16 protein-coding genes are annotated in these 15,719 nt (G+C 59.1%); 3 read left to right on the top strand and 13 right to left on the bottom strand.

Annotated features, from left to right (window positions below):
• Positions 1-210 precede the first annotated feature (210 nt).
• Together JF535_RS02565 and JF535_RS02560 are read right to left on the bottom strand one after the other, a co-directional pair.
• Positions 211-1,224: an NAD-dependent epimerase/dehydratase family protein gene (locus JF535_RS02565; RefSeq protein ID WP_206998697.1), complete on the bottom strand. Its 1,014-nt coding sequence runs from the start codon at positions 1,222-1,224 to the stop codon at positions 211-213.
• A gap of 47 nt (positions 1,225-1,271) precedes the next feature.
• Positions 1,272-3,410: a prolyl oligopeptidase family serine peptidase gene (locus tag JF535_RS02560; RefSeq protein WP_206998694.1), complete on the bottom strand. Its 2,139-nt coding sequence runs from the start codon at positions 3,408-3,410 to the stop codon at positions 1,272-1,274.
• A 96-nt stretch (positions 3,411-3,506) separates the two neighbouring features.
• Here JF535_RS02560 and dtd point away from each other — a divergent pair, with 96 nt between their 5' ends.
• Positions 3,507-3,953, top strand: coding sequence for a D-aminoacyl-tRNA deacylase (dtd, locus tag JF535_RS02555; protein ID WP_206998691.1), 447 nt, complete (start codon positions 3,507-3,509; stop codon positions 3,951-3,953).
• Here the strand turns inward: dtd and JF535_RS02550 are convergent.
• Positions 3,884-4,966: an aminopeptidase gene (locus JF535_RS02550; protein WP_242523558.1), complete on the bottom strand. Its 1,083-nt coding sequence runs from the start codon at positions 4,964-4,966 to the stop codon at positions 3,884-3,886. The two genes, dtd and JF535_RS02550, sit on opposite strands and share 70 nt — an antisense overlap.
• Before the next feature lie 94 nt (positions 4,967-5,060).
• Here JF535_RS02550 and JF535_RS02545 point away from each other — a divergent pair, with 94 nt between their 5' ends.
• The gene (locus tag JF535_RS02545; protein ID WP_206998688.1) at positions 5,061-5,294 is read left to right on the top strand and encodes a hypothetical protein; all 234 of its coding nucleotides are present in this window, start codon (positions 5,061-5,063) and stop codon (positions 5,292-5,294) included.
• Between the two features lie 18 nt (positions 5,295-5,312).
• Here the strand turns inward: JF535_RS02545 and JF535_RS02540 are convergent, their stop codons facing one another.
• The 9 genes from JF535_RS02540 to ubiE all read right to left on the bottom strand — a co-directional run bounded on the left by JF535_RS02540 (position 5,313) and on the right by ubiE (position 12,170).
• The gene (locus JF535_RS02540) at positions 5,313-6,146 is read right to left on the bottom strand and encodes an alpha/beta fold hydrolase (protein WP_206998686.1); all 834 of its coding nucleotides are present in this window, start codon (positions 6,144-6,146) and stop codon (positions 5,313-5,315) included.
• 71 nt (positions 6,147-6,217) lie between these two features.
• The gene (gene tatC, locus JF535_RS02535; protein WP_206998683.1) at positions 6,218-6,958 is read right to left on the bottom strand and encodes a twin-arginine translocase subunit TatC; all 741 of its coding nucleotides are present in this window, start codon (positions 6,956-6,958) and stop codon (positions 6,218-6,220) included.
• Complete coding sequence (gene tatB / locus JF535_RS02530; RefSeq protein WP_206998678.1) at positions 6,955-7,701, bottom strand: Sec-independent protein translocase protein TatB; 747 nt, start codon at positions 7,699-7,701, stop codon at positions 6,955-6,957. The genes tatC and tatB overlap by 4 nt, the downstream gene beginning before the upstream one ends.
• A 42-nt stretch (positions 7,702-7,743) precedes the next feature.
• Entirely contained in the window at positions 7,744-7,995 is a 252-nt protein-coding gene (gene tatA, locus JF535_RS02525) for a twin-arginine translocase TatA/TatE family subunit (protein ID WP_206998674.1), read from the bottom strand.
• A gap of 63 nt (positions 7,996-8,058) precedes the next feature.
• The gene (locus tag JF535_RS02520) at positions 8,059-8,406 is read right to left on the bottom strand and encodes a phosphoribosyl-ATP diphosphatase (protein WP_206998672.1); all 348 of its coding nucleotides are present in this window, start codon (positions 8,404-8,406) and stop codon (positions 8,059-8,061) included.
• 8 nt (positions 8,407-8,414) lie between these two features.
• The gene (gene hisI / locus JF535_RS02515; RefSeq protein ID WP_066960171.1) at positions 8,415-8,813 is read right to left on the bottom strand and encodes a phosphoribosyl-AMP cyclohydrolase; all 399 of its coding nucleotides are present in this window, start codon (positions 8,811-8,813) and stop codon (positions 8,415-8,417) included.
• An 81-nt stretch (positions 8,814-8,894) separates the two neighbouring features.
• Positions 8,895-10,532, bottom strand: coding sequence for a ubiquinone biosynthesis regulatory protein kinase UbiB (gene ubiB / locus JF535_RS02510; protein WP_206998668.1), 1,638 nt, complete (start codon positions 10,530-10,532; stop codon positions 8,895-8,897).
• A gap of 4 nt (positions 10,533-10,536) precedes the next feature.
• On the bottom strand, positions 10,537-11,199 hold the full coding sequence (locus JF535_RS02505) for a ubiquinone biosynthesis accessory factor UbiJ (protein WP_206998664.1): 663 nt from the start codon (positions 11,197-11,199) through the stop codon (positions 10,537-10,539).
• Positions 11,200-11,420: 221 nt separating this feature from the next.
• Positions 11,421-12,170, bottom strand: a complete 750-nt coding sequence (gene ubiE / locus JF535_RS02500) for a bifunctional demethylmenaquinone methyltransferase/2-methoxy-6-polyprenyl-1,4-benzoquinol methylase UbiE (RefSeq protein WP_206998661.1) — start codon at positions 12,168-12,170, stop codon at positions 11,421-11,423.
• Between the two features lie 273 nt (positions 12,171-12,443).
• Between ubiE and JF535_RS02495 the strand changes: the two genes are divergently transcribed.
• On the top strand, positions 12,444-13,133 hold the full coding sequence (locus tag JF535_RS02495; RefSeq protein WP_206998658.1) for a CHAD domain-containing protein: 690 nt from the start codon (positions 12,444-12,446) through the stop codon (positions 13,131-13,133).
• Positions 13,134-13,183: 50 nt separating this feature from the next.
• On the opposite strand, the gene JF535_RS02490 is transcribed toward JF535_RS02495, so the two are convergent.
• On the bottom strand, positions 13,184-15,655 hold the full coding sequence (locus tag JF535_RS02490; protein WP_206998655.1) for a hypothetical protein: 2,472 nt from the start codon (positions 15,653-15,655) through the stop codon (positions 13,184-13,186).
• Between the last annotated feature and the right edge of the window lie 64 nt (positions 15,656-15,719).

Genomic DNA, 15,719 nt, shown 5'->3' with positions numbered 1-15,719 from the left:
CGACTCGTTACTGGCGCACAAGAGTATGCCAAGGATCGATGGCAATGCCAGAGCCAGGTGCGAGCGCCACCCGCCGGCGATCATGCGCCAGAAAAGAAATAGTGTTGAATGAGCTGCAGAACCAGCAGCGTCATCACCAGTATGAAAATGATATTGCGGCGGATCATGGGCGTACCCTTGTCGTGGTCATAGTCATGGTCGTGGACATAGTCATGGTCTGGACGGCGGCAGTGTCAGCAACCCTTCGGCGAGCAGCCAGTCGCGAGATTCCCGCAGCATAGCTTCAAGGGTGGCGTCATTGCGATAACCCAGTTCACGCTGTGCGCGGCTGCAGTCGGCCACGGCGCGGTCGGTCAGCATACGGGCCTTCTGCGGCGTAACCGCGGGCTCGCGGCCGCTGATACGGGAAACCAGGTCCGAGCAGGCGGCGAGTGTGTGGATCGCAAACGCGGGTGTGGTGCGCCGGGGTGCGGGGACCCCCAGCAGTCTGGCGATTACACCAAAAAACTCGAGAAAGCTGGCATCGACGCCGGCCAGAATGTAGTTCTCTCCCCGCTGCCCGCGCTGGAAGGCGTCGATGTGCGCACGCGCCACCGCCGCCGCGTGGCAAAAGGAGCCCGCCCCCGGTGGCACACCGGGCAGACGGTTTTCTGCCATCAGGAAGAAGGTCTGCGCCCAGCTGGATACATCGTACTTGCCCACAATCGCACAGGGATTCAGGAACACCGCATCGAGGCCGCGGGCAATTTCCGCCTGCACCGCCTGCTCCGCGTGGAGTTTTGAATAGTGGTAGTGATCGCGGGGTTCCAGTGCGCGCTTGGGGCTGGCTTCACTGATCACGCCCTTGTGGTAGCCATAGGCCGAGATGGAGCTGGTGACGATCATGCGCCCGGGCTTGGCCTGGCGATCGAAATGCGCGCGGGCGACGCGCGCCAGATTCGCTGACCCCACCACATTGTCCTGCCACTGCTGTGCATCGCCGCCACGCCACATACTGGTGTTGCCGGCAACATGGAACACCGCATCGAGTTCCGCTGGCAACGCCGCGCGCAGGGAGTCCACATCGTCGAGCGACGCCTGCACCGGGATTGCCCCAAGCGCCCCGAGCCGCCCGGTATCCGATCCGGCCCGGTGCATCGCGGTCACCTGCCAGCCGTCGCCGACTAACTGCTCAATCAGGTTGGCACCGAGAAAGCCGGTGCCGCCGGTCACAAATGCGCGCATACAATCTCCCACTCAACGGGCGCGGGATGCGCCCGGGAAGTAAGAGATTACTGGATCTCCAGCCCCAGTTCATGGGCAAGGAACGCATACTGGTTGGTAAAGTCTTCCACCTGCATCCACACCGGCTTGCCAGCACCGTGGCCCGCACGGGTTTCCACGGCGAGGTAGATGGGGTTGTCGCAGCCCTGGTCGCGCTGCAGCACGGCGGCAAACTTGTAGCTGTGCCAGGGCACCACACGGTCGTCGCGATCCGCGGTGGTGATCAGGGTGGCGGGATAGCAGGTGCCTTTTTCAGTGTTGTGCACCGGTGAGTAGGCGTACAGCGCTTCGAATTCGTCTTTGTTTTCTGACAAACCGTAATCGCTGTACCACTGGCGTGCGTTGGCCGAGGCGGTGTGATAACGCAGCATATCGAGTACGCCGACAATCGGCAGCGCCACCTTGAACAGGTCCGGACGCTGTACTTCGGTGGCCCCGACCAGCAGGCCGCCGTTAGACCGGCCCATGATGCCGAGCTTTTCCGGTGAGGTGATCTTTTCGTCGATCAGCCATTCCGCCGCGCCGATAAAGTCATCGAATACGTTCTGTTTCTGCAGCTTGGTGCCGGCCTTGTGCCAGGCGCCGCCGTACTCGCTGCCACCGCGCAGGTTCACCATGGCGAAGGTGCCGCCCATATCCAGCCAGCCGGCAAAGCGGGTGTAAAAGCTCGGCAGCTGCGCCGCGTTGAAGCCACCGTAGCCGTACAGCAGGGTCGGGTTACTGCCGTCTTTTTTCAGGCCTTTTTTATGCACCAGGAACATGGGCACACGGGTGCCATCCTTGCTCTTGAAGAAATGCTGGCTGATGGTGTAGTCCGAGAAATCCGCCGGATACCGCGGCGCTTTCACTTTCTCGCTTTTACCACTGGCCACATCCAGCTTGTAAATGCTCGGGGGCGTGAGGAAATTGCTGAAGGAATAGTAGGTTTCGCTGTCCTCCGGATCGCCGTAGAAACCTGCCACGGTGCCGACGCCGGGTAACTTCAGTGCATATTGCTGATTACCGCGCAGGTCGGTTACCACCACCTTGGATTTTGCGTCTTCGAGGTAATGCAATACAAAGCGCCCGCCGATCAGACTCGCGCTCTGCAGGGCATTTTTCTGCTCTGGCACCAGGGTTTTCCAGTGAGACCGGTCGGGCTTGTCCAGATCGATGGCGATGATGCGGCCGTTGGTGGCATCGGCGTTGGTTTCAAAGTAAAACGTCTTGCCGGTATTGCCCAGGTAGGTGTACAGGCCGTCCCAGCGATCGAGCAGCTTGACCACTTTCGCCTGCGGGTCGGTGAGGTCCTTGTAGTAAACACCGTTGCTGTCGTAGCCATCAAAAATGCCGAGAATCAGATAGTTTCCGTCATCACTGACTTCGGCACCGGGGTTGCGGGTGGGGTGGTCGGTGATCTCGTAGATGAGCTGGTCTTCACTCTGCGGGTCGCCGATTTTGTGGAAGTACACCGACACCTGCTTGCTGTCGTCCGCGCTGCCGTCCTTGTTGAATGGATAACGGCTGTAGTAAAAGCCGGATTCATCCTTGGCCCAGCTGGCGCCACTGAACTTGATGCCGGTCAGGTGATCATTGATCATGCGCCGCGTTTTCAGGTCGCGCACATGGAAATCGGTCCAGTCGGTGCCGCCATCGGAAGTGCCATAGGCGAGGTAACGGCCCTCGGGGCTGATGGAATAGCGCTTGGCGGCGATGGTGCCGTCATCGCTCAGCGTGCGCGGGTCCAGTACCACGCCGCCCTGTTTGCCGATATCGCGGGTGCTGTAAAACACATTCTGGTCCCAGGTGCCATCGTTGTATTCGTAGAACACCTGTCCGGCTTTTTTGTAGGGCACACCGTAGCGCTCGTACTGCCACAGTTCGGTGAGGCGGTCATTGATTTTCTGCCAGCCGGGAAGCGCTTTCAGCCGCGGCAGCGCAAAATCATTCTGCGCACTGACCCACTGCTTGACCGGTGCCGACTCCTGCTCTTCTAGCCAGCGGTAGGGGTCGCTGACACTTTTGCCGAAGTAGTCGTCTTTTTGCGCTACGGTGGCGGTTTTCGGGTAGTCCAGCGCTGGCTGGTCGCCGCCGGCGGCGATGGCAGCCACCGCGGCGAGCACGGGAATGGCCGCTCCGGCAATCAGTGTCAAAGCTGTTTTGTTCATAGCGATGTCCGGTTTTTCAATGACGATGAGTGGGCTAATCTAGAAAATTCGCCGCCCGGCATCCAGCGGGCCACAGCATTTTAGAAGAGGTGATCGATGAAAGGCCTGATTCAGCGGGTAAAACACGCGAAAGTAGAAGTCAGCAGTGAATCTGTCGGCGCCATCGACCACGGTATTCTGCTGCTGCTCGGCGTGGAGGCGACGGACTCGGAGCAGACCGCCGACAAGCTTCTGCACAAGGTGCTGCACTACCGCATCTTCAGCGACGCCCTGGGCAAGATGAACCTGAACGTGCAGCAGGCCGGCGGCGGCCTGCTGGTGGTCAGCCAGTTTACCCTGGTGGCAGATACCGCCAGGGGGCTGCGCCCGAGCTTTAGTCGCGGCGCCTCGCCGCAACAGGCCGAAACCCTGTACAACTACTTTCTCGCGCAGGCGCAGCAAAAAATTGCCAAGGGCTGCACGGTGGCCGGAGGTCAGTTTGCTGCGGACATGCAGGTATCGCTGTGCAACGATGGGCCGGTAACCTTTTTGCTGGAAGCCTGAGCCCGGGTGTTCAGCGCCTCCAGACGCGCCTTGCGCTCTGCCTTGGGCAGTGCGCCCAGCCGCTCCACCGCCGTATAAAACGCCTCCCAGTCGCGACCACTATCTTTGTACAGCTGCACAAACGCCGGCACCTGAGATTGGTACTCACTCACCAGCGCCAGGGTCGCGTTGTTGGTTTTCTCAATCATGCGGGAAAATTTTTCGTCCTGCACCCAGCCGGTGGAGACCTCGCGGTAGCAGCGGCGCAGTTGCTGCAGGGTCTGCGCCTTGCGCACGCGCTTCTCCGCTACGGGCTGATCGGACTGGTAGATGGCCTGCAGTTGTTTGCGCGCGGCCACCATCAGGCCGTTGACGCGGCGCGCCTGTTCGACACTGGCCACCTGGGGCGCGGGCAGGCCATTGCGGCGGCGCCAGTCGGGCAGGGCAATACGCGATACCGCCGTTGCAAAGCTCTCGTTAAAGCGGGTATCCCCGGCGATATACACGCGACGGTGTGCCAGCTCGTGGAACAGCAGGCTGGCAAGCCGGTCGGGTTTCCAGTTGACGAAGCTCGACAACACCGGGTCATCGAACCAGCCGAGGGTGCTGTACGCGGGTACCGGACCGAGATACACATCGTAACCCTCTGCGCGCAGGCGCCCCGCATGGAATTGTGCATCCGCCTTGGCAAAGTAACCACGGTAACTGGCACAGCCGGCAATGGGATAACACCATTTCTTCGGTGACAGGGAGAATTCGGGAGCCGCCACTAGATTCCATAGCGCGTACTCGTCCTCCAGTTGGGTAAACGCACTGTACGCACTGCCCACCGGCAGATGCAGTTCACCGGCGGCATAAGCTCGGATGGCGCGCACCCATTCCAGCTGCTGCCTGAGCTTTGCATCGGTTTGCTCGTCCACCACCAGGCGATCGATGGATTTGCGCCCGGCGAGAATCTTCAACTGGCCGGTGGCCGCCTGAGAATAAAACTGCACCGTCTCGCAGCCCCCCAGTGGCAGCAATGCAACTATCATCAGCATCGCAGGCAGGGTCACGCGCCTGCGGCGGCCATGTGCCGCAGAACCAGCTAACTTTAGGGAAACGAAAAAACGTTTTAGGGAAATTTCCATGCAGCCCGTGGCAGCGGTCTCACTGGTTTTTACACTTGTTGTTGGCGCCATTCTCTGGATTCAGGTGTTGCGCATGAGCTTTGCCGCGTCTTCCGGTCTCGGCGTGCTGGCGATCTTGTGCCCGCCGATCCCGCTGGTGCTGCTGCTCGCGGATCACCGCCGTCGCAGAACTCTACTGCCACTCCTGTTACTGGTGGCCGGCCTCTCCAGCATAGTCGCTCTGAATTCCTGAGGCACAGGCTGCGGAGGCCTAATCTGGCGCGTTTTCCGCGCAGGGGAATGACTCTACGCCATCACCCGCAAAGGTTCCGGTATCGAGAAAATGCACGACCTGCTGAATCACCCGCGGGTCGTCGGTCAAGCCATCGTGGGTCAGCGGGTACGTCACCCGCGCGCAGGTGCCCTCCACATAGGTGCTGGGCAGGCCAACCCGCCCATCGTCATCGCCATCGATAATGGCAGCAAACAACGGGTTGAACGAGCGGGTACCGGCAATCACCCCGAGAGGGAAGCGCACCGGCCCCAACCGGTTGGGCAGGCTGCGCGGGTCTATCCCCATCTGTTTGCCGGCCGGGCCATTGAGATCTTTTATCCACGGAATGCAGGAAAGGAAATTGCCCAGGCGACTGCCCTGGTTGGGTGTGCCGAGCATCACCACACTGGCGATGGCCGAGGTGTCGCGCTGCTCAAAGTAGTAGCGAACCAGCAGGCCGCCCATGGAGTGGGCTACAAAATGCACCCGGCTCGCACCGCGCTCCTCGCATTCAGCAAGACCGCGCGGGATTGCCTCGGTGGCAAGTATTTCGATGGGGTTTTCCCGCGAGGGATAAGTGAGGTTGACCGTGGTATAGCCGTCCGCGACCAAAGCGCGCTCGATTGCCTGCATCGACATGGCGTCTTTGGTAATGCCGTGCAGCAATATGGCGCAGGGCTTGAGCTGCACCGCGGTTGCGGCCGCGCTGTCGTGCCGGGCAGATGCCGGCGCCGCCAGGCTGAGCACCAGCAGCAGAGCGCAAATGGCCGAGAAGCAGACGTCACGAGAAAAGATGTCGGCCGGCGCTGAAAAAACGCGCGCTGAAATCACCTGAAAACCTCCTTGTGTTGGCGCTGTGCCCTGGGGGCCGCGTCACTGCGGCCACCCACCCTGAATGGGGCTCAGGGGCTTTCGACCGGTTTTCCCCGACCGCGCTTGATCATGCGCCCGAAGATGATCCCCACCTCAAACAGTAGCCACATGGGGATTGCCAGCAGGGTCTGGGAAATCACGTCCGGCGGAGTCAGCAGCATGCCCATGGCAAAGCAGGCAACGATGACATAGGGGCGCTTCCTGGCCAGATCGCTTGCGCTGACGGCGCCACTCCAGATCAGCAGGACGGTGGCGATGGGAATTTCGAAGGCAAAACCAAACGCGAAAAACAGCTTCAGCGCCAGATCCAGGTAACTGCGGATATCCGGCATCACCTTGATATCGGCATGGGCGGAGCTGATAAAAAATTCAAAAATCAGCGGGAACACCACAAAGTACGCAAACGCCATGCCCGCATAAAACAGGAAAATACTGGAAAACATCAGCGGCGCGATCAGGCGCTTTTCGTGCTTGTACAGTCCCGGCGCAATAAACGCCCAGAACTGGTACAGCACAAAGGGAATGGCAACGAAAAACGCCAATACGAAGGTGGTCTTGAACGGCGTGAGGAACGGCGAGGTCACTTCCGTGGCAATCATGCCGGCACCTTCCGTCAAGCGTGCCTGCAGCGGGTCGGCGACAAAGTTATAGATGTCGTTGGCGAAGGGCACCATGCAGGCGAAGATCGCCACCACCACCAGCAAGGTTTTCAACAGGCGATCGCGCAATTCGATCAGGTGCTCAATAAACGGCTGGTCTTTTTCACTCATGGACGCTTATCTTCCGACTCGGTGGGGCTGTCGCTGTTTGACGTATCAGAACCCTCGCCATCCGCTCTAGCAGTGGATGCGGGGCCCGAGCGCGAAACTTCGTCGTGGTCGGCGGGGTCCAATCGGTCTACCTCCGCCCAGGCCTCGTCTTCCTCGTGCTTGAAGTGATCCGGATGGTGGGGATTGTGCTCGGGATCGCCATGATCGTGCAGATGCTCGGGATATTCGGGATCTTCCTGATCCTCGTCTTCCTCATCTTCCTCCGGCAGGTAGTCCTCCTCCGGCCGTTCACCACCGGACCCGCCGCGCTCTTCTTCCGGCAGATAGTCCGCTGCCTGTCGACGCTGGTCGGCGGCCACATCCGGCTCCGACGGCGCCTCAAGCGATGCGGCGTTGCCGGCGGCATCCGTGCTCTCATCCGCGCTGTCTTTTAGCGCCTTCGCCTGCGCTTCAACAGATTTCAGATCCTGTTCGAACTTGCGTTCCGCCTCACTGAGGGTGCGCTCCATTTCCTGCTGGCTCTCGCGCAACTCCCTCAGCACGCGTTCGTTGTGCAGCTCGCGACGGATTTCGTCGGCACCGACCTCCCGCTCAAGTTCATCCTTGGCACTGCCCAGTGTCTGCTTCAGCTGCGTCCACCAGCGCACCGTGGTACGCACCGCATCCGGCAGCCGCTCGGGGCCGATGACCACCAGGCCAACGACACCGATCAACAACAGTTCAAAAAATCCGATATCAAACACGCGTGCTCGCTCTATCAGTTGCGGACGATGGCGGTCATCTGGTTACTTGTCCTGAGACTGCTTTTCTTCGGTGGAGGTCTTCTGTTGCGGCTTCGCGGACTCGTCCTTGGTCAGCAATTCCGGGGCTTTGTCCTCGCCTTCCTCGTCCTCTTTTTTGCCCTCTTCCTTCATGGCTTTCTTGAAGCCCTTGATGGCGCCACCCAGGTCGCCGCCGAGATTGCGCAGACGCTTGGTGCCGAAAATCAGCAGTACGATGACCAGCAGAATCAGTAGTTGTTGCCAGCTAATACCCATATTGAAATGCTCCTGAATCAACGCTTGAGTGCGTTTGTAACTAAAATTTTGTGGTGCCCGCGGTCAGCCCTGGCTTCGCGAGGCTTTTTCTTCCAGCCCCGAAAGGCCGAAGCGGCGCCCCAGCTCATCCAGCACTGCGCGCGAATCCGCGCCCAGGTGGTTGAGCATGACCAGCGAGTGGAACCAGAGGTCGGCGGTTTCCGAAATCATGGCCTTGTGGGCCTCACTGTCGGGCGCGGCCCCTTCCGCATCCTTGGCGGCGAGCACCAGCTCGGTCGCCTCTTCCCCGACTTTTTCCAGAATCTTGTTGAGCCCCTTGTGATGCAGGCTGGCAACATAGGAGGAATCTGCATCACCCTGCTGCATGCGCAAACGCAAAACCCGGTCCAGTTGTATCAGCATATTACTCATGACGCTGCCTATTTCTCCCCTGCGTAGATCTCTTTCGGGTCGGTGATGACGGGCTGGCGAATCTGCCACTGGCCGTTTTCCAGTACCTGGTAGAAACAACTGGTGCGCCCGGTGTGGCAGGCAATGCCGCCCAGCTGCTGCACCATCAGCACAATGGTGTCGCCGTCGCAGTCCAGGCGAATTTCCCGCACCTGTTGCACATGTCCGGAGGACTCGCCCTTGCGCCACAACTTGCCGCGCGAGCGCGACCAGTAGACCGCCTGGCCTTCCTCAACCGTCAGGCGCAGGGATTCGGCATTCATCCACGCCATCATCAGCACGCGGCCGGTTTTAATGTCCTGCGCGATAGCGGGCACCAGCCCATCACTGTTCCAGCGCACTGCCTGGGTGAAATCGTTTTCGCTCACGGTATGCGTCCTTACTGCATTCGTTATTGTAGGCTGCCAGGTCGGCGCCCCGGTGGCCATTTTGCGCCGGTGACCCGTGCCTCAGGGCCACAGCAGCAGGGCCAGGGCCGCCGCCCCGAGGGCCCAGCTCGCCGCCGGTATCTGTGCCAGTAGCCCGGGGGAGGCGACCAGTGCCGCACCCGCCGCCAGCAGGCCGCCGACCACCATGCGCGCATAGCGGGCGCGCCCGCGCTGGCGACTACCGGCGAGCTGGTCGCTGAGCTGCTGCAATTGCGGCCCCAGCTCTCGCCCCTGCTCCAGGGCAGAAAATACCATTTGCGGCATTTGCGGGAACTTTTCTAGCCATTCCGGCCCGTATCGGCGAATTTCGCCGACAATCGTCTTGGGGTGAATACGCTCGCGCATCCACCGCTCCAGAAATGGATGGGCAGTCTTCCACAAATCCAGCTGAGGATACAGCTGTCGCCCTAATCCTTCTATATTGAGCAAAGTTTTCTGCAGCAGCACCAGTTGCGGCTGCACTTCCATATCAAAGCGCTGGGCCGTCTGGAACAAACTGATCAGTACCCGCGCAAAGGAAATTTCACCCAGCGGCTTTTCGAAGATCGGCTCGCACACCGCGCGAATCGCCGATTCAAAGGCGTTGACCGGGGTGTCCTTGCGCACCCAGCCACTTTGCACATGCAATTCCGCCACCATGCGGTAATCCCGGCGGAACATCGCCAGGATATTGCGCGCCATATAGTACTGATCCTCGCGGGTCAGACTGCCAACGATTGCGGTGTCGATGGCGATGTACATGGGGCGATCGGGATGCTCGCGGGAGACAAAGATATTGCCGGGGTGCATGTCCGCATGGAAGAAGTTGTGCTCAAACACCTGCTTGAAGAAGATCTCCACCCCGCGCTCGGCCAGCAGTTCCATATTGGTATGCTGCGCGCGCAGCTGTGCCAGGTCGGTCACCGGAATCCCGTGAATACGCTCCAGCACCAGCACATTCTCGCGGGTGTAGTCCCAGTAGACCTCGGGGATGTACAGCAGGGGCGAGTTGGCGAAGTTGCGCTTCAGCTCGGAGCCGTTGGACGCCTCGCGCACCAGATCCAGTTCACCCTCGATGGTATGCCGATAATCCTCGACCACCTCCACCGGGCGCATCCGGCGGCCGTCGGGCAAATAGCGTTCGATCCAGCGGGCGATGTAGTGCAGCAACTCCAGATCCTGCGCGATGACCTTGTCGATGCCGGGCCGCAGTACCTTCACCACCACGGCCGGGCCGGGCTCGCCGTTTTCCCCCTTCAGCCGCGCACCGTGCACCTGTGCAACAGACGCCGAGGCCAGCGGCTCGCGCTCGAACTCCGCGAACAGCTCATCCACCGGCGCACCCAGTGCCTCCTCGATGCGCGCAATGCACTGCGCCGCCGGATAGGGCGGCACATTGTCCTGCAGGTGATTGAGCTCCTGCACCATATCCGGGGGTATCACATCCGGGCGCGTCGACAGCAGCTGGCCGAACTTCACATAGATGGGGCCGAGGTCTTCCAGCGCGCGGCGCAGCCGTTCACCGCGCCCCATTTGCTTCACCCGGGCACTTTGCGGCAGCAGCTTGGCCGGCGCCCACAGGGCCCGCAGCCACAGGGGCTGGTGCTCGGCGGGGACGATCTCATTCAGGCGGTAGCGCAGGAATACCCGCGCAATGGTCAGACTTCTCGCTACTGGCACGCCGCTACTTACCCTCACCGTCTGGCTGGTTCCGGCGCTCCAGCTTGCGGCGCAAAATATCAACACGCGCCTCCAGCCGGTCCACCCCCTGGGCAAATTCCGCCACATCTTCCGCAAACGCCTCAAATTGCGCCTGCGGCGGCGTCACCCGCCACTCCTCACTCACCGCCTCGGCACCCGCTTTCGGCGCCGCGCCCAGCGCATCTTTCAGCCAGCTCGCCGCCATGCGCACCCCGCTACCCAGCTGATGCGCGGGAGAATCACCAATCAGCTTCGCCAGCGGCTCCTCCCAATCGATATCCAGATTCCGCATGATTGCCTGTAACTCCGCCAGCAGCGCGCTGGAACCGCGCACTTCCACCCCCAGCTTGGCCGGTGTCGCGTCTCGATTTCGCAGCAATTGCACAAAGGCCAGCGCAGAGCCGGACAGCTCCGTGGTCACCTCGCCACTCCAGCGGCTGTGGACCTCTATATAGCCACCCTCTTCACCGTCCTCATCATCGATCGCCAGGAACAGGGTCAACGCAGGCGCGGTGAGATCTACCCGCAATACCTTGCCCGCCAGCTTGGCCAGGCGCGCGCGGCTGCCCGGGTCATAGCGCAGGGCGGTGTTGATGGCGGTTTCCAGGGTGGCATCGAAGCCGGCGCGGAAGGTGGGGTCGGTCATTATCTTCTGAAATCGTCCATGTCCGGATCGTCGCTGTGCTTCTAAATCGTGTGTTTGCAATGCTGAAGTCACACGCTAAGGCGTCGATACCGGGGTCTGTTTGCGGGACCGTCTGCGGCCTGGATGGCCGCAGCCGAGCCCCCATGGATGGGTTTACGGCGTGTCCCGTAAACAGACACCGGTAGCGGCGGCGCCACGGGACAAGGACCGAAGCCCAAGCGTTAGGGCTTGATGCCCTTGTGCAGGGCCACAATGCCACCGGTCATATTGTGGTATTCGCAGTCCACAAAACCGGCCTCGCCCATCATGTCTTTCAGGGTCTGCTGATCCGGATGCATGCGGATGCTCTCGGCCAGGTAGCGGTAGCTGTCTGCATCGTCCGCCACCAGCTTGCCCATAAACGGCAGCAGGCGGAACGAGTATTGATCGTAGACCTTCTCCAGCAGCTTCGACTGCGGCTTGGAAAACTCCAGCACCAGCAGGCGGCCACCGGGCTTCAGCACCCGCAGCATCGAACGCAGCGCCAGATCCTTATCGGTGACGTTGCGCAGGCCGAAGGCGATGGTAATGCAATCAAAAGTATTGTCCGGGAACGGCAGGTACTGGGCATCTGCCTGTACCGTCTCCACATTGCCCGCAATACCGCGATCCAGCAGACGATCGCGGCCGACTTTCAGCATCGACTCGTTGATATCCGCCAACACCACCTTGCCGGTAGGGCCCACAATACGGGAAAAGCGCGCCGTAAGATCCCCGGTACCGCCGGCAATATCCAGAATGGTCTGCCCCGGACGCGCGGCAGAAAGCTCGATGGTGAAACGCTTCCACAGGCGGTGGATACCGCCCGACATCAGGTCGTTCATCACGTCATAGCGGGCTGCTACCGAGTGGAATACATCCGCCACTCGTCCCGCCTTCTCTTCGACCGGCACCTGCTGGTAGCCGAAGTGGGTCGTCTTGCGTTCGGTCATCTTGTGCCTGCTGCGCCAAATTTCAGGGCCACATTGTACATGGGGCGGACCTGATCGGCACCGCCACCGACTAAACTTGAGCAATATCGAGACACCGCGGCTCTCTTTCCGTTCTGCTTCCGTCTTACTTATGCCCTATCAATTGCACAGTAAGCACCCACTTGCCCCGACGATCCGCGCCGTTGCACACACACAGGCTCTTGCAGCTATCGCCTGCTGCCAGTCGGCGGAAGACGAGCACGCCATCCACAGTGTGCGGAAACACGGCGAAAATTGCGCGCCCTGTTGCGCCTTATCCGCTACGCCAATACCACCACAGACACCCTGTACCGCACAGAGAATACCCGTTACCGCAGCATCAATGATGCACTCAGTGCCTGCCGCGAGAGCGCATCGCTACATCTCGCCCTGGACGCACAATTGGAAGTCGGGCGCTGCCCGCACACTGCAGCGCACCTGAAGGGGCGATTGGATAACGGGTACACCGAAAGGCTGCTGGAGCAGACCGAAAAGTCGTTGCAACTGGCGCTAATAAAGATTTATGGCTGGCACTTTCAGGGCGCCAGCTGGGACGATATTGAATTGGGCTACTGTAAAAGCTACCGGCGGGCGTTCAAGGCCATGGGACACGCCCTCGCACTGAACTCAGACGAGCAGGTTCACACTCTGCGTAAACGCGCCAAAGACCAGTGGTACCAGAGTCGCCTGCTGGAAGAGCACTACCCGGAAACCATCGGCAAGCGCACCCGCGACCTGCAAAGGTTAGCCAGCGCACTGGGCGACTGGCGCGACCTGCGGTTACTCTGCCAGCACCTTGCTCGCCACGGCCACGAAACACCCGAAATGGCCAGCGAACAGAAAGCCTTGCTGGACCAAGCAAATCAGCGGTTAGAACAGCTGCGCGACGAGATCGCGCAGCTATGCCGGCAACTGTTCCCGCAGGCGCACTGGACGTTTGCGTAGCCTAGGCGTCGGCACCAGCAATTCGGCCACCGCCAGCCAGCTTGCCTGCATTAACGGGAAATCGTAACGATTTCTCCGGATTCAAAATCTATCTGGATCACATTGTTGAACTTGGTTCCAAACAGCCTACCATCGGCTGCAGCCTCTGCGTCCAGAATGCTGATATTGTTCCCAAGGCCATAGCCGTAGTATTTCCATGGCATCACAGCACAAGAATTCGCCTCGAGATCAAACTTCATCAGGTAATCACCCGAAATCCAGATCCAGGGATTATTCGGATCTACATCCATACCATGGATATTGCCGATATTCGGATCCAGCGCGTTCCTACCATGATCCTCAATACACTCATCCAACAATAGCGACAGCTCATTGCTGCTCTGATCATAGGAATAGAGGGCACCGTTGGCCTGCGACAGAACGTACATCAGGCCAGAATTGGGGTCCGGCTCCACATCAACCGGGACATCGATTTCTCCACCGGAATAAACACTGCTTATCGTCGCACTGGCAAGGTCCAGCGCCAAAATTGAGTCCGTAGAGGTCTCAGTTAATAACAGGCGGCTACCACTTACATCAAGGCTGCCGCCCGAGAAAGTGTAACTACCACCGCAAGAGCCACCTCCAGAAGAAATCAGTGGCCGTACCAGACCATCGGCCAACGTGACCTCGAAAATTTCATGCTCGAAGACTGCGAAAATTCGGCCAGCGGACTTGTCCAGCACAAGATCTTGCGCGAAATACCGACACGTAGGTAACCGGGCTATCTCTTCCCGGTTTCCGGTATTCAAGTCAACGACCGCCAGAATTCCTTCTTCAGAACCGCCATCATCGAGCACGTAAGCGGTTTGCGCGTCCTCATCCAGCTCGATCGCTCTTATCGCAAGCAAGTGCTTACCCGAACCTACGCCATTGGCCGCAAATTCAGTACGCTCACCGGTTTCGGTATCAACCGCGAAAATGTAGCCGTAAGCGGAATCACCAACCAGCAGCCTGCTTGCAGCCGCATCATGCGCCAGGGAAGCCAACTGGTTGACGTTAAAGAGCTTCTCATCCGACTCCAACGACAGAACCTGATGTGATCCATCTGTAAGATCAGCCTTGGCAATTCCATAGTAACCCGCCATATACGCTGTACTAGTTGCGCCATCGATATCAACTTTATCTAAAGCCAGCTCTACCGGCTCAGTTAAATCAGTAACATCGGTACCCGCGTAGTCAATAAGTATTAACCGACCCTCATCGGCAATCTCCTCGGCGGTGCGGTATTTAATAGCAACTATGCCGCTTTCAGTTAAGTCAAATGAGCGCGCCGCAAGTTTTACTCCAGACGGTGTATAGCCATCGACAAGTAGATTCAGGCTGTTGTCCGCAAAATCATACCGGAATATGACTACTTTATTGTCGTCATAGCTCGCCACAGAAAAATAGGTAAGCATCAAGTAAATACTGGTATAATCTGCCGACAACTTGGCATCAGTAACATGGGCAAATTGCCATTCCGCGGGATCGAGTTCCAGGCTCTTGCCGAGTAGCACTGTATGCGCAGATGAATCAAGATTGAGTGCAGTTAATTTCAGATGCCCGTCGAATAGCTCTGGACAAATAACCTGTCGTCGAGATGAGTCCAGCATCAGCATGCCGCAATAGGGATAGTCCGCGGGAGTCGAAAGTATTTCGTAGCTATCGTCATCAAGACCCCAAATGACCAGTGGGTTGTACCATCCATCATCGGAAGGAAGCTGCCAAAGCTGGCCCATCAACTTTCGATTTTCCGCATCGATAGTGAAGCTTACCGGCACCGCACGGTTTTTAATCTCTACTGTATCCGCGACTTCCTCAACGTTTCCACTGTCATCCTCTGTTTCGACAACAACGGTGGAGTCGTCATCGTCGGGAACCGAAATCTCTGCTTCCCACTCGACCTCATCTTCTGAATCTTCATCAGAACCACCGCCCGTGCCATTTGCCAACGGATCCGGCACGTAACGATGAATCGACATGCTATTTTGCAGGCTTACTGCTGAGGAACGAGTCAGCGTTGCCTCAACGCCGTTTACCCGCACAGATTTTACCGAGCCCGCGTCTCTGGCGGTCCCCCTGACAATCAAGGTATTGGAGCTCGTGCGCGTTACCGGCGCGGGAAATAATATGGACGCGGTAGGGGGCTGACTGTCTGTCGAGGTGGAATCGGATTGAGCGAAAGCAATGGTAACTACGCAGTTAGCGGTGATCTGCCCAGTGGTATAACTGCCATCACTCAATGTCCCGTTACAGCCTTCGACGGAACTTATCTGATACCCCTGATCCGCGGAGATGGTGAAAGTGGCGGTACCACCACTCTCCACCGTTGCACTTTGCGGGGAAACGGAGCCGCCGGTTCCCACGGATGTTGTAACCGAATACTGCGTCGGAGTCGGCGATGGAGATGGAGCAGAACCCCCATCGCTTCCTCCCCCACCACCACAGGCAGATAAAATACAGCTTGCAACAACGACCCCTAAAGTGCGCTTCAAGTTCATGTACGCTCGCCTATTATTGTCATTTTCGCGAGGAGCAATAACATGTGAAGAGCACGACCTACAA

Source organism: Microbulbifer salipaludis, assembly GCF_017303155.1.
GTDB classification, from domain to species: Bacteria; Pseudomonadota; Gammaproteobacteria; order Pseudomonadales; family Cellvibrionaceae; genus Microbulbifer; species Microbulbifer salipaludis.
This window is presented reverse-complemented; position numbering and strand designations above follow the sequence as displayed.